Here is a 12,867-nt window from a genome sequence, read left to right as displayed (position 1 = left end):
CTGGGGTTAGGGGGTCCCCGGTGACGCCATGCCTGTGACGAAGCGGGCATAGGCTGCTGAGTGTCGCACCTCCTCAATCTCGTCCCACACCTGTTGGCTGAGATCGGGGTGGGCCTGATGGAAGGGGTGGGAGAAGATGAGGTAGTAGGGTTTTTCGACCAGGGGAGGGGTGATCCGCTCGAGTGTGGCCTGCAGCTGCGGGTGGGCGGCCAGGGTCCGTTCTGCGACCCCGGTTTGCAGGGCGGCGGCAACGGCGCGCTGCATCGCGACCTTCTTGAGCAGGATCAGTGGCTCCCTGCTGGAGTCATCCACCCTGACACCGCTCTCCTGCAGCTGGGCGACGATGGAGAAGCCGGATTGCGCCGCAATGACGCCATGGGCGACGAGTTGCCGGCCATCCCAGCGAACCTGTCCGCCTTTTGGCTGGTAGAGGCTGTAGCTCTCGGTGAGCAGGCGCTTGGCGGGATCAGGTGCTCCGTGTCGCATGGGATAGACCCCTATGGTGCGAGCACGCTCTTCGCTGTAGCTCAGCTTGACGGCGGCATCGAGCTGGCCCTGGCTGACGAGGGAGAGGCAGCGTTTCCAGGGCAGGGGGGTGAGAATGATGGGGTGCCCGATCCGGTTTGCCACCTCCTTGAGGTGGAACTGCACTATCCCCTCGCCGGACATCAGCAACCAGGGAGGCGAATCACTGTTCTCCATGCAGGCTCGAATGCTGCCGGGGGCGGCCATGACGCAGGTCGGCAGCAACCAGAGCAGCAGCGCCAGGCAGAGAGTGCGCAAGGGGAGCCTGCCTGACAGGGGAAAACCGGCGAGCCAGTCAGGGAGCGATGCCAAAGTCATCCCTCATCGGGTCATAGAGATAGGAGCGGTAGTCGGTGCTCTCGTCGGGCAACTGCGGGTTGGTCAGCCGGAAGATCTGGCGTGAATCGAGCCGGGCAAAGACCAGGGAAGGCTGGAAATGATGGCGCCAGAGGCGCTGCAGGGAGCCATCTTTCCAGGCCAGTTGCAGGCCGCGCAAAAGGCGCTCGCGCTCCTTGCTGTAGGTGGCGTGGCTGTAGAGGGAGTGGATGAGCGGATAGAAGAGGGCGACATGGCTATCCACGGTCAGCCCCGGCAGGCCGGGTCTGTGGTTTTTCCACTCGCTCAATATCTCGTTGGCACCACGGCAGAAGAGATCGATCCGGCCACGGGCCACCAGGCGAAACAGTGACTCATAGTTATCCACCTCCTGCACCCTGAAGCCGTTGTAGCGCAGGATGTCGGCATCCCGCCAGCCTGTGCCCACCCCTTGCGTGAACTGCTGCAACTGGGACAGGGTGTGAACCCCGGCCAGGGCCTGGGCACGGGCGCTGCCGACAAAACAGACCCGGTAGCCGAGCACGCCCAGATCGATGGGGAAGGGGACCAGGGTGACGCCGGGTTGAGGGATCTCCTGGGGCCAGCTGTCGACGATGAAGAGGGCATTCTTGCCCGGCGTTTGCACTTCGAGCCGCATCCTCGCCTTGTTCATCCTGATGGCGTCGAGCAGTTCATAGTCGCCGTAATCGGGCCGTGTTTTCTCCAGCGCCAGCCGCATCGCCGCCCGGTAATAATTCATGCGGACATCCTGTTGGGTTTCCCCGGTGATCAGGGTGAAGCGGGTGGCCGCCATCGTGAGGGACGGGAGGGAGAGGGCGAGCAAAAGGAGCAGGATTCGATGCATCTTGACCGGGTTAGGCAACGGGATTGTGCCCAGTATAGACGGGCCATTCCCGTCGACACAGCGCTATCAGGCTCTGGCAGATCTGACCTCTTGAGAAGGGGGTCATGCGGATTTCATCAAGAGACCCAGGCGACGACATAGCTGGCGCAGCGTCTGGTTGTCGAGGCAGCCAAAGCCGAGCAGCCACCCTTCCAGCGTCGGCGGGCCCAGGTAGAACTGGCCCAGATGGCGCAGCCCCAGCCCGCAGGCGTTGGCGGCATCGGTCCAGCGCGCCTCGCCACCGGGGGGCAGCAGCACGGCGCACTGCAGGCCGGCGCCGCTGTGGATGGGAGTAAGCCCCGGGCAGTGCTCTGCCAGTTCCGCCAGCAGCAGATCCCGTCTGCTCTGGTAGAGGAGGCGGCTCTGGCGCAGGTGGGTGGCGAAGTGCCCGCCCCGGATGAAGTCTGCCGTGACCGCTTGCTGCAACTGGTTGCTGTGGCCGTCGACGGCGGCCCGGGCGCGGCAGAAGGAGTCCATCAGCGGCCTGGGCAGCACCAGGTAGGCGAGGCGCAGCGAGCCGAACAGCACCTTGCTGAAGGTGCCCACATAGATCACCCGCCCCTGGCCGTCGAGCCCCTGCAGGGCGGGCAGGGGACGCTGATCATACTGGTACTCCCCGTCGTAATCGTCCTCCAGGATCCAGGCGCCGTGACGCTCTGCCTCGGCCAGCAGCGCCATGCGGCGGGGCAGGCTCATGGGGACGCCAAGGGGATACTGGTGTGCCGGGGTGCAGTAGATGAGGCGTGGTGCAGGATGATCCCCATGAGGGTTGAGCCCCTCTTCATCCACCGGCACCGGATGCACCCGGGCACCGGCGCTCTCCATGGCGGTGCGAGCCCCGGGATAACCGGGGTCTTCCACCCAGACGGTGTCACCGGCATCGATGAGCAACTGGGTCGCCAGCAGGATCCCCTGCTGGGAGCTGGTGAGGATCAGGATCTGATCCGGCTCGCACACCACGCCGCGTGACTGCACCAGATAGCTGCTGATGGCGGCGCGAAGTTCCCCAAGCCCCTGGGGATCCCCGTAGTTCATCCAGTCGCTGGCGCGCTGGCGCCACTGTTGCTGCATCAGCCGACCCCAGAGTGCCTGGGGGAAGAGACGGGGATCCGGCTGGCTGGAAGCAAAGGTGGTGCCCACCTCGGGCACGTCGTGACAGGCGCCACCCAGGGCCATCTCCTGGCCGCGACGGGAGAGGCCAGCCGCTGACTGGGGCGGGCGCGGCGCGGGGCGCACCGCCGCCAGGGCGACAAAGCTGCCGGCGCCCACCTTGCGCACCAGATACCCCTCCGCCTCGAGCCGGCCATAGGCCAGTTCCACCGTGCTGCGGGAGATACCGAGATCCCGGGCCAGGAGACGGCTGGCGGGGAGGCGGCTGTGCAGGGGCAGGTGGCCCGCCAGGATGGCCTCGCGTAGGGTACGCACCAGTTGTTCGTGCAGGGGCAGATCCCCTTGCTGCTGGCTGGCGAAGAGCGTTGGCAGAACGGTCATGGTGTGCTCCCGTTGGCGCGGGGGTTGTACCTCTTTCGAGGCAGGGATCCTGCTCGCAGGGCATGGCGCGGCTGTGGGGCTGGCGACCGACGGGCAGAGCGGGTGGGGTGGATGGTCATGGTGGCGGCCCGATGAAATTGGTCTGCCCATATTGGCAAAATTGGTCGGCGTGGCAAGGCCATTTTGTCGCTACATTGGTGGTCACAGGGTGGCGCCAGCAGGCGGCACGGATTGGCAACACAAGGAGTCTGCATGTCGGAATACAGTGCCACCATCAGTTGGCAGCGGGGGGAACACGAGCCCTTCGTCGATCAGCGTTACAGCCGGGCCCATGAGTGGGCGTTTGATGGCGGGGTCAGGGTGCCGGCCTCCTCCTCTCCCCATGTGGTGCCGCTGCCTTACTCGGTGGCGGAACATGTGGACCCGGAAGAGGCGTTTGTGGCGGCCCTCTCCAGTTGCCACATGCTCACCTTCCTCTGGCTGGCGGCGAAGGCGGGCTATCGGGTAGAGAGCTACCGGGACGAAGCGGTCGGCATCATGGCGAAAAACGGGCAAGGTCGCCTCGCCATGACCCGGGTCACCCTGCGTCCCAGGGTGATCTTCGGGGGAGAGCAGGAGCCCGCCCTGGCCGATCTGGAGCAGTTGCACCACCAGGCCCATGAGGAGTGCTTCATCGCCAACTCGGTCAACACCGTCGTCACCACAGAGATCGTCATCTAGTCATCAGGAGCGTTCAGGATGAGTCATGTATTGAGCACAGGGGTGGCAGGGGCCGCCGAAGCCAGCGCCTTTTTCGAGGCCCAGCTGAAGTTTCGTACCGATCCGGCGGATCTGGCCGCCGATCTGCTGGCCGGGGCGGCGGGGATCGTGGTCATCGATACCCGCTCCCCCGCACACTATGCCGAGGGGCACATCCCCGGCGCCATCTCCTTCCCCCACAGGACCATGACGGCGTCGACCACGGCGGTACTGGACCGGAACCTGGTGTATGTCTGCTATTGCGACGGCATCGGCTGCAACGGTTCGACCCAGGGGGCCTACAAGCTGGCGTCCCTCGGGTTTGAGGTCAAGGAGTTGATAGGGGGTCTGCACTGGTGGCGTCAGGACGGTTTCGCCGTCGCCACGGGCAGCGAGCCCGGAGTGCTGCTGGAAGGGGGAATTGCCTGTGCCTGTTGAACGTTGCAATGAGGGGGGCGACGCCTCCCTGTCCGGCGCCGCCCTTTTCAACGACTTTGGGCAGCCTCTGGGGCGTGCGCTGCCAGAATGGCGCGGCGCTGAGTTCCCTCCCCACCGTGCACTGCATGGCTGGGGCTGTCGTCTCGAGCCCCTTGATCCCGAGCGCCATCTGGGGGATCTGTGGCGGGCATTCAGTGCCGACAGCGGGGCCATGTGGACTTACCTGACCAGCGGCCCTTTCGCGGACGAGGCCGCCATGGGGGTCTGGCTGCGGGAGGTCGCCACCAAGCGGGATCCCCAGTTCTACGGCATCATCGACGAGGCGAGCGGCAAGGCGCTGGGACTGGCGAGCTACCTGCGCATCGACCCCCTGGCGGGCAGTATAGAGGTGGGCTGGCTTCACTTCTCCCCCGCCATGCAGCAGTCACGGCTGGCGACGGCGGCCATGGTGTTGATGATGGCCAATGCCTTTGCTCTGGGATACCGGCGCTACGAGTGGAAGTGCAATGCCCTGAACCTGCCTTCGCGCCAGGCGGCCCTGCGCCTCGGCTTTCACTATGAGGGGACCTTCCGTCAGGCGCGGGTGGACAAGGGACACAACCGGGATACGGCCTGGTTCTCCGTCATCGACAGCGAGTGGCCCGCCCTGAAAGGGTGCTTCGAGCGCTGGCTGGAGGACGGCAACTTCGACCATGCCGGGCGTCAGCGTCGCCGACTCTCCGAACTGACCGCCGCCTGCCGCTCTGCGGCGTGTTGAGGGCGGCAGATCACCCGCCGGGACGGGGCGGTTTCCGGTGCCGGGGCTTTGGGTATCCTTCGCACACAGGCGCCAGATCCGACATCCAGACGCAAGAGGCGCCAGTCATGGCGCCTCTTTTGTTTGTTCAGTCGTGATGATCGCCGATGGGGGCCGCAATCCAGTTCATCAGCCGGACCATGTCCCCGGGGGCCACGCCGACCGAGAGCCCCCGCTTGCCACCGCTCACCAGGATCTCGTCGAAGGCCATGGCGGAGTCGTCCAGCACGGTGGGCAGCAGCTTCTTCTGGGCCAGGGGACTGATGCCGCCCACCTTGTAGCCGGTCAGCTTTTCGGCTTCCGCCGGCTTCATCATCTCCACCTTCTTGAGCCCGGTGGCCTTGGCGAGCTGCTTGAGGCTGCACATGCCCGAGGAGGGCACGATGGCCACCACCGCCTGCTTGTCGTGATGGGCGAGCAGGGTCTTGAACACCTGCGCCTGGGGCAGACCCAGCTGGGTAGCGGCATGCTTGCCGAAGTCGTCGTGGGCTTCGCACTCGTAGGGGTAGAGCCTGTGGGGGATCTTGAGCTTTTTCAGCAAGTTGATGGCGGGTGTCATGGGGTCTCCTCGAACCGTGGCAAGGCCAGACAGTCTGCGCCCGGGAGCCGGATGTGGCAAGAACCAGTCTTCACACCCAATCGGGGCCTGTGTTAGCGTAACCGGGTGCCGGATCCTATGATTTGGGCACTTGTCCCCGCATTCCAATGCAATGCGCCGGCGATCGAAAGGAATCGTAGCCATGAATACCACAGCACTTTGCGCTCGCGATATCGACGCGATGGATCGATATGAGACCCTCGCCAGGCTGACCGCCCTTGATCGGGCCTATGGCATGGTCGAGTTTGATCTCGATGGTCGCATGGTGTCGGTCAATCCCCTGTTTTGCGACATGCTGGGTTATCCCCCCGAAGCGCTGGTGGGCCAGTCCCATCTCATGCTCTTGCCGCCGGATCTGCAGGCCGAGCATGAGCTCTTCTGGCAGAGGGTATTGGGTGGCGAGATCCAGTCGGGGGAGTTTCGCCGGGTCAGGCAAGGTGGCAACCCCCTCTGGCTCCATGCCACCTACATGCCCGTGACCGACGAGGCAGGCATCCTGCTGGGGGTGGTCAAGCTGGCGCACGACATTACCTCGGCTGTGATGGCCAAGCAGCGGGTCGAGCAGCAGAGCCAGCTGTTTGACATCGTGGTGGCCGCTCACCAGAGTTTTCTGCTCGATCGCAATCTCGGCTCCGCCTGCGACACCGTCTTCGAGCGGCTGCTGAGCGTGAGCGAAAGCTCCTATGGTTTCATCGGCATCATCCAGTACGAGGATGGCCGCCCCAGTCTCTATGTCCCCTCCATCTCCAATGTCTCCTGGGACGAGGCGACCCATGCCTGGTATGAGCAGCAGCGCCAGAGCCGGGGCGGGCTCATCTTCAGCAAGCTCGACAACCTGTTTGGGCACGTGGTGACCCACAATACCCTGGTGTGCTGCAACGATCTGCCGAGCCATCCAGCCAGTCGCGGTGTCTCCCCCCGTGGTCATCCACACCTGGAGAGCTTCCTCGGCATTCCCATCCGCCACAAGGGAGAGGCGATCGGCATGATCGCCCTGGCCAACCGCCCGGGTGGCTTTGACGAGACCCATGTCAGCCTGCTCGAGCCCCTCACCACGGCCCTTGGCACCCTTATCCACGCCCGCAACCTGGAGGATGAGCGCAGCCGCATGGAGCGGGTGCTGCGCTTCAACGCCGAGCACGACTTCTTGACCAAGCTGCCCAACCGCAGCAGCTTTTTCCAGCAGGCAAACGTGTTGCTGGATCACGTCCAGCACCATCCCGCCGAAGGGGAGGCCTGCTGCCTGGCCTTGATTGACATCGACTTCTTCAAGCAAATCAATGATGTATATGGACACCTTGCCGGGGATGCCGTGCTGGCGTCGCTGGCGGGGCTCCTGATGCAGGCGGTGCGCAGCAAGGATCTGGTGGCGCGATTTGGCGGGGAGGAGTTCATCCTGCTGCTGCGGGGCACGACCCTGGAGGAGGCCCACACCATCATGGAGCGCATCCGGCACCAGGTGGAGCAGCACACCTTCCTGTACCAGCATCAGGCGATCACCGTCACCATCAGCGTGGGGCTCACCCCCTATCAGATGAGTTACAGGCGCATGGATGACTGGCTTCAGTGCGTGGACCAGCGACTTTATGAGGCAAAACGTCGTGGTCGCAACCAGGTATCCTGATGAGAGGCTATATCGCGAAATAAAACAGGGCGCCATCATGGCGCCCTGTTTGTTGTGGATGTTTTTTTCCCTTAGAGGGGGCTGTGCTGGCGGCAATATAGGGATCCCCGTGCCCGGCAGAGACGAAAAAGGGCGCCGGGGCGCCCTTGTTTGCAACGGTCCGGGATCAGCCGGTGTTGCGCATGCCGGCGGCGATGCCGGCGATGGTGACCATCAGCGCCTGATCCAGCTCGGGGTGCAGGGTCTCCGGGTGGTTGCGGGAGCGATTGAGCAGCTCGGCCTGCAGCACGTTGAGCGGGTCGGTGTAGGGGTTGCGCAGCTTGATGGACTCCTTGATCCAGGGCTGATCGTCCAGCAGGTCGCCCTGCGGGCGCAGTTTCAGCACCACCTCGATGGAGTCGGCAAGCTCCTGACGCAGCTGCGTGCCGAGTGCCCACAGGTTCTCCGGCACCAGGCGGGTGTCATAGTATTCTGCCAGCCAGAGGTCGGCCTTGAGGAACACCATCTCCAGCATTTCGAGACGGGTGCGGAAGAAGGGCCACTGGCGGCTCATCTCGTCCAGCACACTCTTCTGGCCGTCGTCGATGGCCTGTTGCAATCCCTTGTGGGCGCCGAGCCAGGCCGGCAGCATCAGCCGGTTCTGGGTCCAGGCGAAGATCCAGGGGATGGCGCGCAGGCTCTCGACACCGCCGTTGGGCTTGCGCTTGGCGGGGCGGGAACCGAGCGGCAGCTTGCCGAGCTCCATCTCCGGGGTGGCGGCACGGAAGTAAGGCACGAAGTCCGGGTGACCGCGCACGATACTGCGGTAGTGATCGCAGGAGACAGACGCCAGCTGCTCCATCACGGCGCGCCAGCTCTCTTTCGGCTTGGGCGGCGGCAGCAGGTTCCCCTCCAGCACGGCGCTGGTGTAGAGGTTCAGGCTCTGGATGGCCACCTTCGGCAGGCCGAACTTGAAGCGGATCATCTCTCCCTGTTCGGTGACCCGCAGGCCGCCGCGCAGGGATCCCGGGGGTTGGGAGAGGATCGCCTGATGGGCGGGGGCGCCGCCACGGCCGACGGTACCGCCACGGCCATGGAACAGGGTGAGGCGGATGTTGTTGGCTTCAGCCAGCGCCACCAGGGATTCCATGGCGGCGTACTGGGCCCAGCCAGCGGCCATCATGCCCGCATCCTTGGCTGAGTCGGAGTAGCCGATCATCACGTACTGACGGCCCTGGATGTAACCGCGATACCAGTCCACCGACAGCAGGCGTTCCATCACGGCGGTGCCCGCCATCAGGTCTTCCTGGGTCTCGAACAGCGGGGCAACCGGCATGCGGAACTTGCAGCCAGCTTCCTTCAGCAACAGCTGGACCGCCAAGACATCGGACGGGGCACCGGCCATGGAGATGATGTAGATGCCGAACGCATCGGGGTCGTGCTGGGCGATGACGCGACAGGTGTCGATGGTCTCGCGGGTCTCGGCACTGGGATCCCAGTCGCTCGGGATGAGGGGGCGGCGGGAGTTCAGCTCGCGCAGCAGGAAGGCCTGCTTGTCCTCTTCGCTCCACTCGGCGTAGTCGCCCACACCCAGGTAGCGGGTCAGCTCGGAGAAGACCTGACCGTGACGCTCGCCATCCTGACGGATGTCCAGCTTGACCAGGTGGATGCCGAAGCAGGCCAGCTTGCGCAGCACGTCCAGCAGCATGCCGTCGGCGATATTGCCCATGCCGCAGGCATGCAGGGAGTGGTAGCAGAGCTCCAGGGGCTCGCGCAGCTGGGCGGTGCTCTTGACCAGATCCCGGCTCTCGCTCGCCTGGCCCTGTACCTTGGCGGTCAGGTACTCCTGGGTCTCGCGCAGTTGCTCGCGCAGCTCACGCACCAGGGCGCGATAGGGCTCGGGATTGTCGCCGACCCTGGCACGCACGGCGTCGGTGCAATCGGCCATGGAGAGCTCGGAGGTGAGCTCCTTGATGTCCTTGTAGAACAGGCTCACCGCCATCCAGCGGCCCAGCTCCAGCACTTCGGCGGTCACCTTGGCGGTGACGAAGGGGTTGCCGTCGCGGTCACCGCCCATCCAGGAGGTGAACTTGACCGGCGCGGCGTCCAGCGGCAGCCGCACACCCAGATGGTGTTGCAGGCGCTCGTCCAGATTGCGCATGAATTCGGGGATGGCCGGCCACAGGCTGTTTTCTACCACGGCGAAGCCCCACTTGGCTTCGTCCACCGGGGTCGGGCGCTGTTCGCGGATCTCGTTGGTGTGCCAGGCCTGGTTGACCAGTTGCTCGATGCGACTCTGGATCTTGTCCCGCTCGCGGGGCAGCAGATCGGACAGTTCCAGGGCCTCGAGGCAGTCGTTGAGCTGCACGTGCTTGTGGATCAGGGTACGACGGGTCACCTCGGTGGGGTGAGCGGTCAGCACCAGATCGATGTCCAGCTCGCGCACGGCCTGGATGATGGCCTCCTGGGACAGGTTGGAGGCTTTCAGCTTGTCGAACATCTGCTCCAGCGGGTCCGGGGTGCAGACCTGCTCTTCGCAGCGACGGGAGATGGTGTGGAACTGCTCCGCCACGTTCGCCAGGTTGAGGAACTGGCTGAAGGCACGGGCCACGGGCAGCAGTTCGTCATCGGAGAGGGTACGCAGGGTGTCGAGCAGGCGCTCTCTGTCTGCCTCGTTCCCCTTGCGGGAAGACTTGGCCAGTTGGCGAATGGTCTCAATCTTGTCGAGGAAGGCCTGCCCCTGATGATCCTTGATGGATTTCCCCAGCAGTTGGCCCAACATGCCTACGTTGGCCCGTAGTGCGGCGTACTTTTCGTTCATTCCACATCCTTATTTTGTTGGTGCCTCCTGACCTTCCAGGCGGGAGGCGACCTCACTTATTGTTGTGCGATTACAACATATGCTCCGTCATCTTAGGGGGACAATCTACCCAGATTGTCTGCGCAAGGTCAAATAACAAGCCGATTCAGAACATGTATTTCCCTCACCTGTCCCAAGGCGCCTGTCATGTAACTTACTTACATCCCTGTTTGGCTAGACGCAGAAGCGCCGGATCAGGTGCTGCAGCACCGCCGTGGTCGGTTTGACGAACGACAGATCCAGGTATTCATCGGGCTGGTGGGCCTGGGTGATATGGCCTGGGCCCATCACTATGGTCTCGCAACCCAGCTGCTGGATAAAGGGGGCTTCGGTGCAATAGTTCACGGACTCGGCGGCCCGGCCGCTCGCCTTTTCCGCCTCCCGCACCAGCTCGGAGTCATCCTGGCAGGCATAGGCCGGAATGGGTTCGTGCAGGTGCTGCAGGTGCAGGCAGCCGGGCTGGTGGATCTCGATGGGGGAGAGCGCCTCTTTCAACATGCCCATCAGCTCGTCGGGGCCCACCTGCGGGGTGGGGCGCATGTCGATGTGCAGCTCGCAGCAGCCGCAGATGCGGTTCGGGCTGTCGCCCCCCTGGATGTAGCCGAGGTTCAGGGTGGGCTGGGGCACGGCGAAGCGGTGATCCGCGTACTTCTCCTTCAAATCCTGCTGGAGCCTGAGCACCTGACCCATGGCCTTGTGCATGATCTCCATGGCATTGACGCCGTTGGCGGGATCCGAACTGTGGCCGCTTCGGCCTGTGATGCGAATGGCTTCCGACATGTGGCCCTTGTGGGCCACCACGGGCACCAGCCCGGTGGGTTCGCCGATCACCGCGTAGTCGGGTTTGAGTTCGGCTGCGGCGGCGATGGCGCGGGCCCCGGCCATGGTGGTCTCTTCATCGGCGGTGGCCAGGATGCGCAGCGGCTTGCTCAGGGTCTTGAGGTCGACTTCCTTGAGCGCTTCCACGATAAAGGCGAAGAAGCCCTTCATGTCGATGGTGCCGAGCCCGTACAGGCGGTTGCCCTCTTCGGTCACCTTGAAGGGATCCTTTGTCCAGGCTCCTTCATCGAAGGGAACCGTATCCGTGTGACCTGCGAGCAGCAGCCCCCCTTCTCCCTGACCATAGGTTGCCACCAGGTTGAACTTGCCCGGCAGATCCGGCAGGGCCGTCACCTCGCACTGGAATCCAAGCTGGCCGAACCAGTCGGCCAGCAGCCGGATTACCGCCTCATTGCTCTGATCCCAGCGAGTATCCGTGCTGCTGATAGAGGGAATCGCAATAATATTCTTATAAAGTGAAAAAAAATCCAGTTTGGCCATCAGCTCCTCCTTGCGTCCCCGGAGTGTTTCTGTTAGAAAATACAAATGCAAAGTGAGTGCATGAATATTCTGTTCGAGTGCTCATCGACAAGGCCTCTAGTTGTAAGGGAAAGTTAATGTTCTGTCACCTGATCTGTAACCGACGACGCATATCCGCCTGAATTGCCCCTCCGCACTCGTTGCATCAAAGGGGCGATAGCCGACCCCTTGCACCGCAGCACCATGCTGTGAATTTCGAACCCAGACTTGGAATACTCAAACATGCTTAAGACCGTTATCGTCGGTGCCAGTGGCTACGCGGGGGCCGAACTGGCCGCTCTGGTCCAGAACCATCCACAACTCGAGCTATTCGGCCTCTATGTTTCCGCCGGCAGCCAGGACGCCCACAAGCGCTTCTCTTCCCTGCATCCCCAATGGGTGGGCAAGCTGGATCAGCCGCTGCTGCCCCTGGACGAAGACGGCATGACCCGGATCCTGACCCAGGCCGATCTGGTGGTGCTGGCCACTGCTCACGAGGTGAGTGCGGAACTCGCGCCCAAGTTCCTGGCCAAGGGGTTGCCGGTGTTCGATCTCTCCGGTGCCTTCCGGGTCAACGATCAGCAGTTCTACTCCTCCTTCTACGGCTTCACTCACGAGAATGAGCAGTGGCTGGAGCAGGCCGCTTACGGTCTGGCCGAGTGGAATGCCGATGCCGTCAAGGCCGCCCAGCTGATTGCTGTGCCGGGATGCTACCCGACCGCCTCCCTGTGCGCCCTCAAGCCGCTGCAACAGGCCGGGCTGATTGCTCAGGGGTGGCAGCCCATCATCAATGCGGTTTCCGGCGTCTCCGGGGCCGGTCGCAAGGCCGCCATCAACACCAGTTTCTGCGAAGTGAGCCTCAATCCCTACGGCACCTTCAATCACAGGCACCAGCCGGAGATCAGCCACCACCTTGGCAAGGAGGTGCTGTTCCAGCCCCACCTCGGCAACTATGTGCGGGGCATCCTGGCCACCATCTATGTGCAACTGGCGGAAGGGGTGACGCACACCCAGGTGGATCAGGCCTACCTCAAGGCCTACGAAGGCAAGCCGCTGGTACGCCTCACCGGCCAGATGCCCTCCATCCGCGGCGTGGCGAGCACGCCCTACTGCGACATCGCCTGGCAGCAGCAGGGCAACATGCTGGTGGTGGTTTCTGCCATCGACAACCTGCTCAAGGGGGCCGCCTCGCAAGCCATGCAGTGCATAAATATCAAGTTTGGTTTTGAACCGGCCACCGGCCTGATTTAACGCTTTAAGA

At 63.7% G+C, this 12,867-nt stretch carries 11 protein-coding genes; 5 read left to right on the top strand and 6 right to left on the bottom strand.

Translation table 11 applies throughout. The annotated features are described in order from the left end of the window. Nucleotides 1–6: 6 nt before the first annotated feature. The 3 genes from PG896_RS11165 to pdxR form a co-directional block, all read right to left on the bottom strand. Nucleotides 7–837: a substrate-binding periplasmic protein gene (locus PG896_RS11165; RefSeq protein WP_223930336.1), complete on the bottom strand. Its 831-nt coding sequence runs from the start codon at nucleotides 835–837 to the stop codon at nucleotides 7–9. Continuing rightward, a complete protein-coding gene (locus PG896_RS11160) occupies nucleotides 821–1,705 on the bottom strand; it encodes a hypothetical protein (protein WP_043152958.1) in 885 nt (294 codons plus the stop codon). Before PG896_RS11160 ends, PG896_RS11165 begins: the two co-directional genes overlap by 17 nt. A gap of 102 nt (nucleotides 1,706–1,807) precedes the next feature. Then, nucleotides 1,808–3,235 (bottom strand): MocR-like pyridoxine biosynthesis transcription factor PdxR, encoded by a 1,428-nt coding sequence (gene pdxR, locus PG896_RS11155; RefSeq protein ID WP_103858797.1) that lies wholly within the window; start codon nucleotides 3,233–3,235, stop codon nucleotides 1,808–1,810. 252 nt (nucleotides 3,236–3,487) lie between these two features. On the opposite strand from pdxR, the gene PG896_RS11150 reads away from it, so the two are divergent. From PG896_RS11150 to PG896_RS11140, 3 genes are read left to right on the top strand one after another with little or no spacing between them, the layout of a single operon-like run. Then, nucleotides 3,488–3,955, top strand: coding sequence for an OsmC family protein (locus PG896_RS11150; RefSeq protein WP_010675697.1), 468 nt, complete (start codon nucleotides 3,488–3,490; stop codon nucleotides 3,953–3,955). Between the two features lie 18 nt (nucleotides 3,956–3,973). After that, nucleotides 3,974–4,411, top strand: coding sequence for a rhodanese-like domain-containing protein (locus PG896_RS11145; RefSeq protein ID WP_042878345.1), 438 nt, complete (start codon nucleotides 3,974–3,976; stop codon nucleotides 4,409–4,411). Nucleotides 4,412–4,439: 28 nt separating this feature from the next. Continuing rightward, the gene (locus tag PG896_RS11140) at nucleotides 4,440–5,168 is read left to right on the top strand and encodes a GNAT family N-acetyltransferase (RefSeq protein ID WP_201955556.1); all 729 of its coding nucleotides are present in this window, start codon (nucleotides 4,440–4,442) and stop codon (nucleotides 5,166–5,168) included. A gap of 127 nt (nucleotides 5,169–5,295) precedes the next feature. On the opposite strand, the gene ybaK is transcribed toward PG896_RS11140, so the two are convergent. Continuing rightward, complete coding sequence (ybaK, locus tag PG896_RS11135) at nucleotides 5,296–5,766, bottom strand: Cys-tRNA(Pro) deacylase (RefSeq protein WP_043152781.1); 471 nt, start codon at nucleotides 5,764–5,766, stop codon at nucleotides 5,296–5,298. A gap of 181 nt (nucleotides 5,767–5,947) precedes the next feature. Between ybaK and PG896_RS11130 the strand changes: the two genes are divergently transcribed. Continuing rightward, entirely contained in the window at nucleotides 5,948–7,429 is a 1,482-nt protein-coding gene (locus PG896_RS11130; RefSeq protein ID WP_069651918.1) for a GGDEF domain-containing protein, read from the top strand. Nucleotides 7,430–7,595: 166 nt separating this feature from the next. Here the strand turns inward: PG896_RS11130 and ppc are convergent, their stop codons facing one another. Both ppc and argE read right to left on the bottom strand, forming a co-directional pair. Next, the gene (gene ppc / locus PG896_RS11125; RefSeq protein WP_043152777.1) at nucleotides 7,596–10,229 is read right to left on the bottom strand and encodes a phosphoenolpyruvate carboxylase; all 2,634 of its coding nucleotides are present in this window, start codon (nucleotides 10,227–10,229) and stop codon (nucleotides 7,596–7,598) included. Nucleotides 10,230–10,442: 213 nt separating this feature from the next. Next, nucleotides 10,443–11,588 (bottom strand): acetylornithine deacetylase, encoded by a 1,146-nt coding sequence (argE, locus tag PG896_RS11120; protein ID WP_039040568.1) that lies wholly within the window; start codon nucleotides 11,586–11,588, stop codon nucleotides 10,443–10,445. 261 nt (nucleotides 11,589–11,849) lie between these two features. Between argE and argC the strand changes: the two genes are divergently transcribed. Next, the gene (gene argC / locus PG896_RS11115) at nucleotides 11,850–12,857 is read left to right on the top strand and encodes an N-acetyl-gamma-glutamyl-phosphate reductase (protein ID WP_042864921.1); all 1,008 of its coding nucleotides are present in this window, start codon (nucleotides 11,850–11,852) and stop codon (nucleotides 12,855–12,857) included. Nucleotides 12,858–12,867 lie beyond the last annotated feature (10 nt).

Origin of the sequence: Aeromonas sp. QDB30 (assembly GCF_027707645.1) — a bacterium.
GTDB lineage: Bacteria > Pseudomonadota > Gammaproteobacteria > Enterobacterales > Aeromonadaceae > Aeromonas > Aeromonas caviae.
This window is presented reverse-complemented; position numbering and strand designations above follow the sequence as displayed.